16 protein-coding genes are annotated in these 15798 nt (G+C 72.1%); 5 read left to right on the plus strand and 11 right to left on the minus strand.

The window, feature by feature from the left end; genetic code table 11:
- Positions 1-173: 173 nt before the first annotated feature.
- Positions 174-791, plus strand: coding sequence for a DUF4870 domain-containing protein (locus GA0074704_RS24795; RefSeq protein ID WP_088972715.1), 618 nt, complete (start codon positions 174-176; stop codon positions 789-791).
- Positions 792-834: 43 nt separating this feature from the next.
- Here GA0074704_RS24795 and hemW read toward each other — a convergent pair whose 3' ends face one another.
- Complete coding sequence (hemW, locus tag GA0074704_RS24800; protein WP_172880771.1) at positions 835-2058, minus strand: radical SAM family heme chaperone HemW; 1224 nt, start codon at positions 2056-2058, stop codon at positions 835-837.
- 19 nt (positions 2059-2077) lie between these two features.
- Between hemW and GA0074704_RS24805 the strand changes: the two genes are divergently transcribed.
- Positions 2078-2860 carry an enoyl-CoA hydratase family protein gene (locus tag GA0074704_RS24805; RefSeq protein ID WP_088972716.1) on the plus strand — a complete coding sequence of 261 codons (783 nt, stop codon included), beginning with the start codon at positions 2078-2080 and terminating at the stop codon, positions 2858-2860.
- A 147-nt stretch (positions 2861-3007) separates the two neighbouring features.
- Positions 3008-3874, plus strand: coding sequence for a hypothetical protein (locus GA0074704_RS24810; RefSeq protein ID WP_088972717.1), 867 nt, complete (start codon positions 3008-3010; stop codon positions 3872-3874).
- A 21-nt stretch (positions 3875-3895) separates the two neighbouring features.
- On the opposite strand, the gene GA0074704_RS24815 is transcribed toward GA0074704_RS24810, so the two are convergent.
- From GA0074704_RS24815 to GA0074704_RS24850, 8 genes are all read right to left on the minus strand, one after another.
- The gene (locus GA0074704_RS24815; RefSeq protein WP_088972718.1) at positions 3896-4540 is read right to left on the minus strand and encodes an MOSC domain-containing protein; all 645 of its coding nucleotides are present in this window, start codon (positions 4538-4540) and stop codon (positions 3896-3898) included.
- A 95-nt stretch (positions 4541-4635) separates the two neighbouring features.
- Positions 4636-5466: a carbohydrate ABC transporter permease gene (locus GA0074704_RS24820; RefSeq protein WP_088972719.1), complete on the minus strand. Its 831-nt coding sequence runs from the start codon at positions 5464-5466 to the stop codon at positions 4636-4638.
- Positions 5463-6449 carry a carbohydrate ABC transporter permease gene (locus GA0074704_RS24825; protein ID WP_088972720.1) on the minus strand — a complete coding sequence of 329 codons (987 nt, stop codon included), beginning with the start codon at positions 6447-6449 and terminating at the stop codon, positions 5463-5465. Before GA0074704_RS24825 ends, GA0074704_RS24820 begins: the two co-directional genes overlap by 4 nt.
- A complete protein-coding gene (locus GA0074704_RS24830; protein WP_088972721.1) occupies positions 6446-7735 on the minus strand; it encodes a sugar ABC transporter substrate-binding protein in 1290 nt (429 codons plus the stop codon). The genes GA0074704_RS24825 and GA0074704_RS24830 overlap by 4 nt, the downstream gene beginning before the upstream one ends.
- Positions 7736-8163: 428 nt before the next feature.
- Complete coding sequence (locus tag GA0074704_RS24835) at positions 8164-8451, minus strand: GlsB/YeaQ/YmgE family stress response membrane protein (protein ID WP_088972722.1); 288 nt, start codon at positions 8449-8451, stop codon at positions 8164-8166.
- Between the two features lie 692 nt (positions 8452-9143).
- Positions 9144-9431, minus strand: a complete 288-nt coding sequence (locus tag GA0074704_RS24840) for a GlsB/YeaQ/YmgE family stress response membrane protein (protein ID WP_088972723.1) — start codon at positions 9429-9431, stop codon at positions 9144-9146.
- Between the two features lie 634 nt (positions 9432-10065).
- A complete protein-coding gene (gene lepA, locus GA0074704_RS24845) occupies positions 10066-11943 on the minus strand; it encodes a translation elongation factor 4 (RefSeq protein ID WP_088972724.1) in 1878 nt (625 codons plus the stop codon).
- A gap of 120 nt (positions 11944-12063) precedes the next feature.
- Complete coding sequence (locus GA0074704_RS24850) at positions 12064-12600, minus strand: DUF4240 domain-containing protein (RefSeq protein ID WP_088972725.1); 537 nt, start codon at positions 12598-12600, stop codon at positions 12064-12066.
- Between the two features lie 91 nt (positions 12601-12691).
- On the opposite strand from GA0074704_RS24850, the gene GA0074704_RS24855 reads away from it, so the two are divergent.
- Together GA0074704_RS24855 and rpsT are read left to right on the plus strand one after the other, a co-directional pair.
- A complete protein-coding gene (locus GA0074704_RS24855) occupies positions 12692-13684 on the plus strand; it encodes an aminoglycoside phosphotransferase family protein (protein ID WP_088972726.1) in 993 nt (330 codons plus the stop codon).
- 112 nt (positions 13685-13796) lie between these two features.
- Positions 13797-14063, plus strand: a complete 267-nt coding sequence (gene rpsT / locus GA0074704_RS24860; RefSeq protein ID WP_088972727.1) for a 30S ribosomal protein S20 — start codon at positions 13797-13799, stop codon at positions 14061-14063.
- Between the two features lie 176 nt (positions 14064-14239).
- Here rpsT and GA0074704_RS24865 read toward each other — a convergent pair whose 3' ends face one another.
- Together GA0074704_RS24865 and holA are read right to left on the minus strand one after the other, a co-directional pair.
- A complete protein-coding gene (locus tag GA0074704_RS24865) occupies positions 14240-14695 on the minus strand; it encodes a hypothetical protein (protein WP_231926676.1) in 456 nt (151 codons plus the stop codon).
- The gene (gene holA / locus GA0074704_RS24870; protein ID WP_088972728.1) at positions 14692-15672 is read right to left on the minus strand and encodes a DNA polymerase III subunit delta; all 981 of its coding nucleotides are present in this window, start codon (positions 15670-15672) and stop codon (positions 14692-14694) included. Before holA ends, GA0074704_RS24865 begins: the two co-directional genes overlap by 4 nt.
- Positions 15673-15798: the final 126 nt, after the last annotated feature.

The following is a 15798-nucleotide window of genomic DNA, read 5'->3' on the forward strand; positions in this document are numbered from 1 at the left end:
CTCGACTGTAGCGAGTGCCAGTCTACGTCGGCACCCCCGCCGACGCGATGATCACGACCCACCGGCCCGTCCACCGGCGTCCGCCCGTCGTGGATCCACGCCTGGCCGATCGGCGCGCCGAGGGGACCAGTGTCCCCTGGTGTCCCCTTGTCACCAGCCCCTACCGTGACGTCATGACTGAGCCACCTCGCCCACCGGGATCGGGGGAACCCGGCCCGTACCAGCCGGAACCGACCCCGCCCTCGGCCCCGTTCGGCCCGCCCGCAGGCGGCGAGCCCACCGCACCGCTGTCCGGGGCTCCCGGGCAGCCCACAGCCGGCGACTCTCCCCCGCCCGCCGGTGGTTACCCGCCGCCCGGTGGCCACCCTCCGCCGGGCGTCGGCTATCCGACCGGCGGGGCGTACGGCCCACCGGTCGGCTACGCCAACGGCGAGGACAAGACCTGGGCGCTGGTCGCCCACTGGGGTGGCGCCGCCGCCACCTTCTTCACCGCCTGGCTGGGGTTCCTGCCACCACTGATCGCCATGATGGGCCGCGGCGCGCAGTCCCCGACCGTCCGGGCGCACGCCGTGGAGGCGCTCAACTTCCAGCTCACCTGGCTGGGCGCGTCGGTCGCGCTGTCGATCGTGCTGTGCTGCGGCACGGTGGTCACCCTCGGCCTCGGCAGCGTGCTGTTCGTCCTGCTCGGCGGGCCCTGGCTGGTCGGGGTGATCTTCGGTGTGATCGCCGGGGTCAAGGCCGGTGAGGGGCAGCTCTACCGCTACCCGATGTCGATCCGCCTGGTGAAGTGACCCCGCACGGCGGGGCCCCGGCGTGAGGCGGGGCCCCGCCGGCTCAGGGCAGCAGGTCGCGGACCACCGCGTCGGCCAGCAGCCGGCCGCGCAGGGTGAGCACCGCCTGCCCACCCGCGTACCGGTCGGCGTCCAGCAGGCCGGCCGCCCGGGCCCGTTCCGCCCCGGCCCGGCCCGCGTCGTCCAGCGCGGAAAGCGGCAGGCCGGAGGCCAACCGCAGTCGCAGCATCACGTCCTCCATGTGCGCCTCGTCCGGCGTGAGCAGCTCGCGGGCCAGGCCGGGTGACTCCCCGGCGGCGAGCCGCTTCGCGTACGCGGTCGGGTGCTTGACGTTCCACCAGCGCACCCCGCCGACGTGGCTGTGCGCCCCCGAGCCGAGGCCCCACCAGTCGGCGCCGGTCCAGTAGAGCAGGTTGTGCCGGCACCGGGCGGCCTCCGAGCGGGCCCAGTTGGAGACCTCGTACCAGGCGAAACCGGCCGCGTCGAGGGCGGCCTCCGCGGCCAGGTAGCGGTCCGCCGCCACGTCGTCGGAGGGGTACGGCAGCTCGCCCCGGCGCATCCGGGCGGCCAGCCGGGTGCCGTCCTCCACGATCAGGGCGTACGCGCTGACGTGGTCCACCCCGGCGGCCACCACCTGCGCCAGCGAGGCGGCGAAGTCGTCGGCGCTCTCCCCCGGCGTGCCGTAGATCAGGTCCAGGTTGACGTGGTCGAAGCCGGCGTCCCGGGCCTCCAGGGCGGCGGCGGTGGCCCGGCCGGCGCTGTGCTTCCGGTCGAGGATCGCCAGCACCCCCGGCGCGGCGGACTGCATGCCCAGCGAGATCCGGGTGTAGCCGGCGGCCCGCAGCGTCCGCAGCGACTCCGGGGTCACCGACTCGGGGTTGGCCTCGGTGGTCACCTCGGCGTCGGCGGCCAGCCCCCAGGTGCGGTCGATGCCGTCGAGGATCCGGGCCAGGTCGCCGGCGGGGAGCAGGGTCGGGGTGCCACCGCCGACGAAGACGGTGTCCACCCGGCGCGGCGGGGTGTCGCCCAGGACCCGGGCGGCCAGCGCCAGCTCGGCGAGCACCGTGTCGGCGTACGACTCGCGGTCGGCGCCACCACCCAGCTCCGCCGAGGTGTACGTGTTGAAGTCGCAGTAGCCGCAGCGGCTGGCGCAGAAGGGGACGTGGACGTAGACGCCGAAGCCTCGCGCGCCGACGGCGCGGGTGGCGGTGGCGGGCAGCGAACCGTCCGCGGGGACGGCTTCGCCTTCTGGAAGAGCGCCGGGCATGGCCACTAGTGTGCCCGGCATGACCTCCTCCGACGCGCTCGTGCGGGTCTCCACGGCCCGCGGGGTGACCACCCTCACCCTGGACAGCCCGCACAACCGCAACGCGCTCTCCACCGCGCTGATGACCCAGCTGCTGGACGGGCTGGCCGCCGCCGTGGCCGACGACACGGTCCGGGTGATCGTGCTGGACCACACCGGGCCGGTCTTCTGCTCCGGTGCGGACCTGAAGGAGACCGCCGCCGCGTACGCCTCCGGCACGGTCCCGGCCGGGAAGCTGGGCGACGTGCTTGCCGCGGTCTGGGAGTGCCCGAAGCCGGTGGTGGCCCGGGTGGCCGGCCCGGCGCGGGCCGGTGGGCTGGGCCTGATCGCGGCGGCCGACCTGGCGGTCTGCGCCGAGGAGGCGACGTTCGCCTTCACCGAGGTGCGGATCGGGGTGATCCCGGCGGTCATCTCCGCCACCGTGCTGCCCCGGCTGCACCCGCGCGCCGCCGCCGAGCTCTACCTCACCGGGGACACCTTCGACGGCCGGCGGGCCGCCGAGGTCGGGCTGGTCACCGCCGCCGTGCCGGCGGACGGGCTGGACGAGGCGGTGGCGCGGTACTGCGCGTCGCTGGTCAAGGGTGCCCCGAAGGCGCTGGCCGGGGCGAAGGAGCTGCTGCGCCGGCCGGCCGACACCGACCTGCGGGCCGAGATCGCCGACCTGGCCGCCCGCTCCACCGGCTACTTCCTCTCCGAGGAGGGCCGGGAAGGGGTGCTGGCCTTCCGGGAGAAGCGCGCCGCCGCCTGGGTGCCCGCCGAGTGAGTTTCTGCGTCGCCGGCCGGGGGAACTCCTCCGCCCGGCGGCGCGAACACGCGGTGCGACCGGTCGGTCACGTAGCGCAGCTCGGCCGGTCGGACGACCCGAACGGTGGTTTTGGAGACGTACTCTTGTCGGACTGATGAACGGGAGGTGCGGGTGCGAACTCGGGCAATCGTGGCGGCCGGCGTGGCTCTGGTCGTCGTCGCCGTCATCGGGGTCTGGGTCGTCGCCCGTCACGTGGCCGACAACCTGCGCCTTCCCGTCGCCGACCGGTCGTGCACCGTACAGGCCGACGGCCGGGTCGTGCTGGACGGCGACCAGATGGCCAACGCGGCGACCATCGCGGCGATCGGCACCCAGCAGCGGCTGCCCGAGCGGGCCGTGGTGGTCGCGCTGGCCGCCGCGTACCAGGAATCAGGGCTGCGCAACCTGGCCGGCGGCGACCGCGACTCGGTCGGCCTGTTCCAGCAGCGCCCCAGCCAGGGTTGGGGCACCCCGACGCAGATCCGCGACCCGAGGTACGCCGCCAAGCGGTTCTACACGGCGCTGGGCAAGGTGCGCGGCTGGGAGCGGATGCGGGTCACCGACGCCGCCCAGGCGGTGCAGCGGTCGGCCTTCCCGGAGGCGTACGAGAAGTGGTCGGACGAGTCCCAGGTGCTGACCCGGGCGCTGCTCGGCGAGGCCACCGGGGCGGTGGCCTGCGCGGTCGGGCCGTACCCGACGATGCGCGGCCAGGCCGCGGCCGTGGCGCTGACCCAGGGGCTGACCCTGGACTGGGGGCTCGGCCTGGGCAGCGCCGCCGCCACCGACCTGACCGGCCTCGCCGTTCCCGCCCCCGACCTGCGCGACGGCTGGCGGTACGCGCACTGGCTGGTCTCGCACGCCCACGACCACGGGGTCAAGCGGGTGCGCTTCGGCGACCTGGAGTGGACCGCGACGGCCGGCAAGTGGAACAAGATCACCGATGACCGGCCGGACGACGCACGGGTGCTCGCCGAGGTCTTCGCCGACGCGTGACCCCGCCGCGGCGCGGCGACGTCAGGGGCGGGTGCCGGCGAGCCGGCGGCGGGCCTTCTCGCGCAGTTGCTCGGGCAGCTCGGTGGCCTCGACCAGCCGGGGCAGCAGCTCCGGCTCCAGGCTCATCGCCCGGAACACCTCGCCGATGGTGACCCCGTGCGCGGGCCGCTCCACCACCTCGACCGGGTCACCGGGGCCGAACTCGCCCTCGCGGAGCACCCGCAGGTACGCCCCCGGCAGGGCCCGCACGGTGAACCGCTTGATCAGGTCCGGCACCCCCCAGAAGCCGGCGAAGGTCGTGCACGGGGTGCGCGGCTTGGTCACCTGGAGCAGCGCCGAGCCGACCGCCCACTGCTCGCCGATCACCGCGCCGGTGACGTCCACGGCGTACGTGGTGAGGTTCTCGCCGAACGCGCCGGCCGGGACCGCCCGGCCCAGCTCGGCCGCCCACCAGCCGGCGTCCTCCTCGGCGTACGCGTAGACCGCCTGGTCGAGGCCGCCGTGGTGGGCCCGCTCGGCGATGAAGTCGCCGACCAGCCCGTCGCGGCGGACCGGCACCGGCCCGTCGGCCGGACGCTTGTCGATGCCGCTGCGACCGCTCGCGTCGCCCGCCCACTCCGCCTCGGTCACCGTGCCGAGGTTCACCGCCGCCAGCCTGCCCGTCATGCCGGTGAGCCTAGTGCGGCGGGTTCGCGGCGGGAAATGCGTTGGACGGGCCCCCTGCCGCACCGGAGGCGTCGAGAAGGGCCCTCCCACGTCCCTCAGCCCTTGACGGCGCCGGCGACCAGCCCGGAGACCATCCGGCGCTGCACCAGCAGAAAGAACACGATCACCGGGAGGGTGAAGAGCGTCGACGCGGCCATCACCGACCCCCAGGCCGTGTCGTCCCGGCCGAAGAAGAAGGTCATGGCGACCGGCAGGGTGTAGCGGCTCTGGTCGTTGATGAAGGTCAACGCGAAGATCAGCTCGTTCCAGGCGGTGATGAAGGAGAAGATGCTGGTCGCGACCAGGCCGGGCGCCACCAGCGGGAAGAGGATCCGGCGGAAGGTCTGCATCCGGCTGGCGCCGTCGATCGCCGCCGCCTCCTCCAGCTCCTTGGGCACGGCCGCGACGAAACCGCGCAGCATCCACACCGCGAACGGCAGCGAGAAGCCGAGGTACGTGAGGATCAGGCTGGGCAGCGTGTTGTAGAGGCCGAGCCGCTGGATCATCAGGAACAGCGGGATGACCAGCGCCTCCAACGGGATCATCTGCACCACCAGCAGCATGATCAGGAAGCTGGTCCGCAGCTTGAACCGGAACCGCGCCACCGCCGTCGCGGCGAGCAGCGCCACCAGCCCGCTGAGCAGCACGGTCGCCACCGCGACCAGCACGCTGTTCAGGAAGAAGTCGAGGAACGTCACGCCCGGGATCAGGTTGCCGGTGAGGATCTCCCGGTAGTGCTCCAGGGTCGGCTGGGCGGGCACCGGGCGCGGCGTCGACGCGAAGATCTCGCGGTTCGGCTTGAGCGAGGTGGCGACCATCCAGTAGACCGGGAAGGCGGCGAAGAGCGCGACCAGCAGACCGGCTCCGTTGAGCGCGATGCGCTTCACGCTTCCTCCTCCTGCCGGAGCACCATGCGGACGTAGATCCCGGTGACCATGAGCAGGATCAGGGTCAGGATGACCGCGATCGCCGCGCCCAGGCCGTACTTCGGCGGCGGCGAGAACGCCTCCGCGTAGGAGTAGATGGAGAGCATGAAGGTCGTCCGGTCCTGGGTGCCGCCGGCCAGCACGAACTGCTGGGTGAAGACCTTGAAGTCCCAGATGGTGGAGAGCACCACCAGGATCCCGAAGACCGGCCGGAGCATCGGGAAGGTCACCGACCAGAAGACCCGCCACGGGCCCGCGCCGTCGACCCGGGCCGCCTCGTGCAGCTCACTGGGTACGCTCTTCAGCCCGGCCAGCACACTGACCGCGATGAACGGGAACGAGTGCCAGACCACCACCAGGGTGAGGATGGCGAAGAAGAGCAGCGGCGAGTTGAACCAGCCGTACCCGGTCCAGTCGCTGCGCCCGAACACGGCGTTGGACAGCCCGTCGGGCAGCTTGTTGAACAACCAGGTGACCAGGCCACTGGTGTCGTCGAAGATCCACTTCCAGACGATGGTGCCGGTCAGCGCCGGGGTGGCCCAGGCCAGCATCACGCAGCTGGCGACGAAGGTGGCCATCTTCTTGCCGAGCCGGTTGAGCAGCAGTCCGACCAGGGTGCCGAAGACCATCGTCAGCAGCACGTTCGCGGCGGCGAAGAGCACCGTGTTGCGCAGCACCTTGAGGAAGAACGGGTCGCCGAGGATCTGGACGTAGTTGTCCAGCCCGACCCACGGCCACTCGCGCGTACCCCGTAGCTGCCGGACGTTGTTGAGCTTGTAGAACGACATCGCCACCACCTGGCCGAGCGGCCAGAGCAGCAGCACCGCGATGATCGCCAGGCAGGGCAGGAGCAGCAGGTACGGCAGGCGGTCGACGCGGGGCCGCCGCCGCGCGGGGGTGTCCCGCGCGGCGGCCGACTCCGGAGCCTCGGTCAGGGTGCTCACTTGGCGTTGAGGATGCTTTCCATCTCGGTGGCCGCGTCGGCGGTTGCCTGCTCGACCGTCTTCTGGCCCTTGATGACCGAGCTGTTCATCGCCTGGGTGACCGTCTTGGTCCGGCTGACCTCGACCCACTTCGGCGTGAGCGGCGTCAGCTTGGTCTTCTGCATCGCGGTGGCGAACGCGGCCATCACCTTGTCGTTGGTGTACTCACTGCCGCCGACCAGGTCGCTGTAGACCGGGAAGAAGCCCAGGCTGCTGGCGAACTCCTTGTCCTTCTGCTTGCTCAGCAGCACGGTGGTGTAGTCCCAGGCCAGGTCCTGGCGCTCGCTGTCCTTCCAGATGGCGATGTCGGAGCCACCGGCGAAGGCGGGGGCCGCCTGACCGTCCGGGCCGGGGATGGGGAAGGTGCCCCAGACCTTCTCGATCTCCGGGTTGTCCTTCTTCATCGCGCCACCCTGCCAGCTGCCGGCGAACGCCATCGCGGCCTTGCCGGTGGCGAACTGGGTCCGGGCGTCGACCTCGTTCCAGCCGGCGGCGGCCGGCGGGGCGACCTTGTGCACGGTGACCAGGTCGGTCCAGAACTTGACCGCCTTCTGGGCCTCCGGCGTGTTGTAGCCGGACTTCCAGGTGTCGCCCTGCTTGGTGGCGATCTCCGCGCCGGCACCCCAGAGGAAGGAGTAGAACGGCAGCTCGGAGTTGCCGGGCAGGGCGATGCCGTAGGTGCCGGGCTTCTTGGCCTGGACGGCCTTGGCGACGGTGACCAGCTCGTCCCAGGTCTTCGGCGGCTGCACGCCGGCCTCGGCGAACCAGTCGGTGCGGTAGTAGATGCCGCGCACGCCCGCGTACCACGGCACGCCGTACTGCTTGCCGTCGAGCTGGGCGTTCTTGACCAGGTCGGGAAGGATGTCCTTGCCCTCGGACCAGCCGTTGAACTTGTCGCTGACGTCGGCGAGCGCCTCCTGGGCGGCCCAGCCCTGGGTCTCGGTGTTGCCCAGCTCGGTGACGTCCGGACCCTCCCCGCCGGCGAGCGCCGCCTGGAACTTCTTCGGCGCCTCGAGCCAGGGGATGTACTGGACGACCACGTCGGTGTCCGGGTGCTTCTTGCGGAACTCGGTCTCGACGGTGTCGAGGAACGCGTTCTGCGCGTCCCCACCCTCACCCATCATCCAGACCGTCAGCTTGCTGTCGTCGGCGGCCTCGTCCTTGTCCGAGCCCCCACAACCGGTCAGCACCATCGCGGCCGACGCCACGAAGGCGGTGACCGGAGCCAGCCGCTTCCACCTGTTCACGCCACATCTCCCTCGCGCCGTCCTGGCACTAACCTTCTCCGCCGCACCTTAGTAGGAAAAATTCCTTTACGACAGGGGGTGGACGGGAAGCCACGGCGAGGCGACCGTACCGCAGCTCGCGGGGCCCCCGGCAGATCGGGACGAGTCACCACGGGACCGGCGGCACCGGTGCCGCGGTGTTATCGGAACGGAACCTGGACGGACCGCCACGAGAGCCGCTCGGGCCCGGATGCGCGCTTCCGTGGCCCCACGATCCGGCGGCGACCCCTGCGGTCCGGCGATGACCCTGCGGCCCACGGTGACCCCGCGGGCCTGACGGTGCGCTGCGGGCCGGGCCCCCGCCGCCGGCGGGGCGCGACCGGGTGGCGGACGCAACGCGAGCGGGCGCCCGACCCGGAGGTCGGACGCCCGCTGAGGTTGCGAGTGGATCAGTAGCGCGAGACGCTCCGGCGGCGGCCCACCCCGGCGACCAGCGCCACGGCGATGGCGGCCAGCACGACCTGGACGAACAGCTCACGCCAGTCGATGCCGGCGGTCTCGGTCGCGATGCCCATGGCCCGAGCCAGAACCGTACCGAGCAGCGCGGCGCCGACGCCGATCAGCATGTGCAGCCACATCGGCATGTTCTGCCGGCCCGGAACGACCAGGCGGCCCAGCGCGCCGACGATGAGACCGACGACGAGCGCGGTGATGATGCCCCAGACGGTGAGCTCCATGGTCGCCCTCCTCCTTCGAAGTTTCGTCACACGTTTTCGTGTGGTTCCTGTCGTGACCGCTTAGTTCCCGACCCGCCGAAAAACCAAACCGACTTTCGCCCCAGGAGGTCCGCAGATCCCCCGTTCGGGGACGAAGCAACCGCGTCCGCCCAGCTCACGAACCCGGCCCGGGCACCGCCGCACCACCCGCCCCCATTGACGCACGCCATCCTCACCCGCCAGTGGAGCCACAACTCCCCCGCCTGCCGGCGGTCGAACTCGCAGGATCCGACGAGTTCCCGCTGCCGCTACCCGGAACCGCAGGAAGCCACAGCTTCGGGGATGTCGTCGGCTCGGATCCGCAGGAGGCGACAACATCCCCGGTGCAGTGCGCCCGGCCCGCACGAGGCCCCAACATCGCTGACGCAGTGAGCGCGGATCGACAGGAGGCCACAAGATCCCTGAAGTTGTCGGCTCCGACCTACGGGAGGCGACAACTTCCCCGATGTAGTGGGCTCGGCCCGCACGAGCCCACAACTTCCCGGTGTAGTGCGCCCGGCCCGCACGAGGCCCCAACATCCCTGAAGCTGTCGGCTCAGGCCAGCAGAAGGACACGACATCCTTGATGTTGTGGCCTGGGTGGGGGCACGACGCGAGCGGGCGCCCGACCGTGATGGTCGGGCGCCCGCTCGAAGTCGCAAGGTGTCGCGAAATTACCGGGTGACGTGGTGGCGACGACGACCCACACCGGCCACCAGGGCGACGGCGATGGCGGCCAGCACGACCTGGACGAACAGCTCACGCCAGTCGATGCCGGCGGTCTCGGTCGCGATGCCCATGGCCCGAGCCAGAACCGTACCGAGCAGCGCGGCGCCGACGCCGATCAGCATGTGCAGCCACATCGGCATGTTCTGCCGGCCCGGAACGACCAGGCGGCCCAGCGCGCCGACGATGAGACCGACGACGAGCGCGGTGATGATGCCCCAAACGGTGAGCTCCATGGTCGCTCCTCCTTCTAAAAGATCCCGTTCACACGTTTTCGTGTGGTTCTTGTCGTGACCGCTAGATGCCCGAAGCGCCGAAAAGCCAAACCGACTCATCTGGCGGGAGACCGCCGTACGTCGATGGCCGAGGCTGCGTCGATCCGACAGGACCGCAGGTCGGGAAGGGTGCGACCGATCGATGGACGGCGTGCCGGAGACGTCAAAATTTCTTCGCCGGACCCGGGTTCAACCCCCGTTCCGCCACCAGGATGACCGCATCCCGGGGGTGCGAGACGCGTCGGAGGCCACGAGATGCCGCACTCAGCGACGGGGCGCAGCGCGGCCCGGAGCGCCGCACTCGGGCATGGGCCAGCTGGAAGCCCCGGGATGACCGCATCTCGGGCCGACGGGGCGGCGGGAGGCAAGGCCGCAGGAGGGCCAGGCGGCCGGACAGCGGGAGGCAAGGCCGCAGGAGGGCCAGGCGGCCGGACAGCGGGAGGCAAGGCCGCAGGAGGGCCAGGCGGCCGGACAGCGGGAGGGCGAGGCGAGGCCGCGCGAGGGCGTACGCCGAAAAGGCCGGCGCCGGAGGCGGTGCGGGACCGTCGCGGTCCGTGGCACCACCTCCGGCGCCGGCCCTGGAACGACCGGGTGCCTACTTCTTGCCGGCGGCCTTGGCGTCGCCGGAGTCGGACGAGAGGGCGGCGATGAAGGCCTCCTGCGGAACCTCCACCCGGCCGACCATCTTCATCCGCTTCTTGCCTTCCTTCTGCTTCTCCAGCAGCTTGCGCTTCCGGCTGATGTCACCGCCGTAGCACTTGGCCAGCACGTCCTTGCGGATCGCCCGGATGGTCTCCCGGGCGATCACCCGGCTGCCGATGGCCGCCTGGATCGGCACCTCGAACTGCTGGCGCGGGATCAGGTTGCGCAGCTTCGCCGCGATCGACGTGCCGTAGTTGTACGCCTTGTCCTTGTGCACGATGGCGCTGAACGCGTCCACCGGCTCGCCGTGCAGCAGGATGTCCACCTTCACCAGGTCGGACGCCTGCTCGCCGGAGGGCTCGTAGTCCAGCGAGGCGTAGCCCTTGGTACGGCTCTTCAACTGGTCGAAGAAGTCGAAGATGATCTCCGCGAGCGGGAGCGTGTAGCGCAGTTCCACCCGGTCGGCGGAGAGGTAGTCCATGCCGAGCAGGTTGCCCCGGCGCCCCTGGCAGAGCTCCATCACCGCGCCGACGTAGTCGTTCGGGGTGAGCACGGTGGCCCGCACGACCGGCTCGTACACCTCGGCGATCTTGCCGGTCGGGTACTCGCTCGGGTTGGTCACCACGATCTCCTGGCCGTCCTCCGTGATGGCCCGGTAGACCACGTTCGGCGCGGTGGAGATCAGGTCGAGGTTGTACTCGCGCTCCAGCCGCTCCCGGATGATCTCCAGGTGCAGCAGGCCGAGGAAGCCGCAGCGGAAACCGAAGCCGAGCGCGCCGGAGGTCTCCGGCTCGTAGTCCAGCGCGGCGTCGTTGAGCTTGAGCTTGTCCAGCGCCTCGCGCAGGTTGGGGTAGTCCGAGCCGTCGATCGGGTAGAGGCCGGAGTAGACCATCGGCTTCGGGTCCTTGTAGCCGCCGAGCGCCTCCTTGGCCGGGTTGCCGTTGATGGTGACCGTGTCACCGACCCGGGACTGGCGGACGTCCTTCACGCCGGTGATCAGGTAACCCACCTCGCCGACGCCGAGCGCCTCGGCCTTCACCATCTCCGGCGAGATGACGCCGATCTCCAGCAGCTCGTGCACCGCGCCGGTGGACATCATCTTGATCCGGTCCCGGGCGCTGATCCGCCCATCGACCACCCGGACGTAGGTGACCACGCCCCGATAGACGTCGTACACCGAGTCGAAGATCATCGCCCGGGCCGGGGAGTCGGCCTCCCCGGTGGGCGGGACGAACTGCCGGACGATCTCGTCGAGCAGGTACGGCACACCCTCGCCGGTCTTGCCGGAGACCCGGATGCAGTCCGCCGGGTCGCCGCCGATCAGGTGGGCCAACTCCTCGGCGTACTTCTCCGGCTGGGCGGCCGGCAGGTCGATCTTGTTGAGCACCGGGATGATGCGCAGGTCGTTCTCGAGCGCCAGGTAGAGGTTGGCCAGCGTCTGCGCCTCGATCCCCTGGGCGGCGTCGACCAGCAGGATCGCGCCCTCGCAGGCGGCCAGCGAACGGGACACCTCGTAGGTGAAGTCCACGTGGCCCGGGGTGTCGATCATGTTGAGTACGGCGGCCTCGCCGGCCCGGTCGCCCTCCCGGATCGTCCACGGCATGCGGACGGCCTGGCTCTTGATGGTGATGCCGCGCTCGCGCTCGATGTCCATCCGGTCCAGGTACTGCGCGCGCATCTGCCGGGGATCGACCACACCGGTGAGCTGCAACATCCGGTCGGCCAACGTCGACTTTCCGTGGTCGATGTGGGCGATGATGCCGAAGTTCCTGATGCGCGCCGGGTCGGTGGCACCAGGAGCGTTCGCGCCGGGATCGAGCGTCGGTGGCACAGCGGTCCGTTCTGGTCGGCTGACGTGAGCGGGCCGGCGTGCCGCCGGCCCCCTCTATGCTCCCACGTCGCTCCGGACGCGGTCGGATCACTCCTGGGGTGCGCGGCCGGTAACCCCGGCTCACTCCATCGGCGGCTCGACGAAGAGGGCCGCGAGCTTCGGCAGCCGGCGACGGGCCTCGTCCTCGTCGTCGAAGTCCCAGAAGTCGTTCAGGTCCGGCTCGGCGGCCGTGAAGGGCTCCGCCGGCAGCTCGGCCGCTGTCGCCTTCCGGTACGCGTCCCAGGCCACCGTGAGCATCGGCTCGCACTGGAACTCCTCGCCGCTGAGCGCGGCAGCCCGCACCCGGGGCAGCTCGGCCAGGGAGTCCGGCTGCCCCACCGCCCCGGCGAAGACCGCCCGGCCCTGGGTCATCAACCAGCCCCGGAAGTACGCGAAGCCGTCGGCCGAGACGCCACCGTTGATCAGGTACGCCGCGCCCCAGAGGTCGACCTTGTGCGAGGCGGTCAGCACCCGCCGCTGGTGCTCCGCGTACCCGGCGATCTCCTCCGGGTCGCGCTCGGCGAGCAGCGCGACCGCCCGGGCGGCGACCGCGTCGGCCTCTCCCCCGGCCCCGGCCCGGGCGTCGTCGATCAGCTGCCAGAACTCGTCGGTCCTCATGGTCAGGCAGTGTCGCAGAGCGGGCCGACATCCCGGACGCGGCACGACGCGGCCGGCGGCCGGTACGGCCCGACACGGCCGGTGCGGGAGCATGACGGGTGTGCGCGAGCCCGTCCTGCCCCCGGTGCCGTACGACGCCACCGCCGCCCGGCCGCACTGGCCGGAGCTGCCGGCGGAGCTGCGCGCCGCGGTGGCCGGCCGGCTCGGCGGCCCGGTGGTGGCGGCGCGGACCGCCGGGGCGGGCTTCACCCGCGGCTTCGCCGGCCTGCTGGAGACCGCCGGCGGCCGGGTGTTCGTCAAGGCGGCCGACCTGTCCCACCAACGGCACCTGGCCGACTGGTACCACCGGGAGGCGCTGGTGCTGGCCCGGCTCCCCGCCGGACTGCCGGTCCCCCGGCCGCACTGGGCGCTCGACGCCGCCGGCTGGTACGCGGTCGCCCTGGACGCCGTCGACGGCGAGCTGCCCCGGCTGCCCTGGAACCCGGCCGAGCTGACCGCCACCCTCGCCGGGTACGCCGAGGTGGCCGCCGCGCTCGCCGACCCACCACCGGAGCTGGTCGCCCTCGGCCTGCCGCACCTGGCCGACCTGGCCCGGACGGACATCCTGCGCTGGGGCGAGGTGGCCGCCGGCCGGGAGCCGACGCCCCGGCTACCGGACTGGGCCGTCCCGCGGCTGCCGGAGCTGGCCGCGCTGGAGGCCCGACTGCCGGCGTACGCGGCCACCGCGCGCGGGTTGATCCACTGCGACCTGCGACTGGACAACGTGCTGATCGACCCCGCCGGCCGGGCCTGGTTCTGCGACTGGAACTGGCTCTGCCACGGGCCGGCCTGGTTCGACCTGGCCGGACTGCTGATCACCGCGTACGCGAGCGGGCTGGACGTCGACGTGGCCTACGCCACCCACCCCGCCACCGCGGGCGCACCGCCGGACTCGCTCGACGTGACCCTGGCCGCGCTCGCCGGCTACCTTCTCACCAGCGCCGCCCACGGCCCCTCCACCGCCTCCCCGCACCTGCGGGCGCACCAGCGGTTCAGCGGTGGTCAGGCACTCGACTGGCTGGCTGCCCGCCGCGGCTGGGCGTGAGCGTTTTGGCTCGTCCGGGCCGACCTGGTAGCCTGGCTCTTCGCGCAGCGATGACGCATGCTCGTCGCGCGCGGAAGCAGACCAAACCGAGCTATCAAGACGAGGCTGTCGCGTGGCGAACATCAAGTCCCAGATCAAGCGCAACCGGCAGAACGAGAAGCGCCGGCTGCGTAACAAGTCGGTCAAGTCGTCGCTGAAGACCGCCATCCGCAAGTTCCAGGAGGCTGCGGAGGCCGGTGACACCGAGAAGGCCACCGTCCTCATGCAGGACGCCGCCCGCAAGCTGGACAAGGCTGCCAGCAAGGGCGTCATCCACGCCAACCAGGCGGCCAACCGGAAGTCGGCGATCGCCAAGCGCGTGGCGTCGTTCTCCGCCTGATCGGCCGAGTTCAGACCTGAACCGGAAGCCCCGGGGTGACCCCCGGGGCTTCCGGTCGTCTGTGTTCCACCGGACAGGTCGATCGCCCAACCGGCCCTCGTGCCGCGGTGCAGCACCGGCCTCGGGCGCGGTCCGGCCGGACCGCGCCGTCGGCTGGGTCCTGGGAGGCGGCCCGGTCAGCGGCGGAGGTCGCGCCGGTCGGTGAGGTCGTGGGTGGCAGGCAGCTCGCGTACCGGTCCGGCCGCGTGGAACGTCGGGTGGCTCGCCACCACCACGCCGGGGACCGTCCAGTCCACCCGCGCCCGCCCCACCACCGGCTCCATCTGCCGCCGGAACCGGTCGCGCTCCTGCTCCGGCACGAGGGCCGCGGAGCGGACCACCACCTCGGCGACCATGTCGTTGAGCTTCACCATCAGCGCCACGGCGGCCGGCAGCACCAGCACGGCCCACCAGCTGACCAGCTCGGCGAGGGCGAGCAGAGCGGCCAGCGCGACGGCGCCCTCGAAGAAGAGGAAGCAGAGCACTCCGCCCGGGTTGACGAAACGCAGCCCGAGCACCCGGGCGTAGAGCGGCCGGAAGCGCTCCTCGTCCGTCGGGATCGTCGCCCACGCCGTCCGCGGCGCCCCGGTCACCGGCCGCCGCCCTGACGTGCGGCGGCGACCGAGAAGACGGCCTTCTCCAGGGCGTACGCCCGGTCGTCCGCCCCGCCCTTGACGGCCGCGTTGCACTCGGCGGCCGCCCGCATCGCCTCGACCAGGCCCTCCGGGGTCCAGCCCCGGGCGCGTTGCTGGGCGTTCTTGATCTTCCAGGCGGGCATCCCGAGCGTGCCGGCGAGCTGGTACGGGTCGCCCCGGCCGGCGGCGGCCACCCGGGCCACCGTGCGTACCCCGTCGGCCAGGGCGTCGGCGATCGGCACCGGGTCGACACCGACGTGCAGGGCCCACCGCAACGCCTCCAGCGCCCCGGCGACGTCCCCGACCGTCGTGGCGTCGGCGACGGTGAAACCGGTCACCTCCACCCGGCCCCGGTAGTAGCGGGCGACGGTGTCCGCGCCGATCCGCCCGTCGGTGTCGGCGAGCAGCTGCGAGCAGGCCGCGGAGAGTTCCCGCAGGTCCGTACCGACCGCGGCGATCAGCGCCTCGGCGGCGTCGTCGGTGCACTTGCCGCCACCCCGGCGGATCTCGTCGCGGACGAACGCCACCCGCTCCCGGTGCCCCTTGAGCTTCGCGGCGGGCACCACGGTGGCCCCCGCGCTGCGCAGGCCGTCGGCGAAGGCCTTGCCCTTGGCCCCGCCGACGTGCAGGGCGACCAGTTGCACGTCCGGGTCGGGGTTCTTCGCGTACGCCAGCAGCGCGGTGACGAGGTCCTTGCGGGCGTCCTGGGCGGAGCGCAGCACGAGGACGCGGCGGCCGCCGAAGAGCGACGGGCTGAGCATCTCGGCGATCTCGCCCACCGTGAGCGCACCCGCCTGGTACTCGCGCACGTCCACCTCGGGGTCGACCCGGCGGGCCGTGGCCACGGCTTCGGAGACCGCGCGCGTGGCGAGCAGTTCCTCGTCACCCAGGACGAGCAGAATGGGAGGGAGGCTGGCGGCGGTCACGCCGCCCATAGTCGCACGGCTCCCGGCCGGATCGTGCCTGCTCATCGGCCGCTCGGGCGGCACAGCCCGCACACAACGCAAAACCCGACATTCACCACAGTCTACGCCTTCCCGGCAAGTCATACGAACTTGCCG

The organism is Micromonospora siamensis, from assembly GCF_900090305.1.
In the GTDB taxonomy this organism is placed as follows: Bacteria; Actinomycetota; Actinomycetes; order Mycobacteriales; family Micromonosporaceae; genus Micromonospora; species Micromonospora siamensis.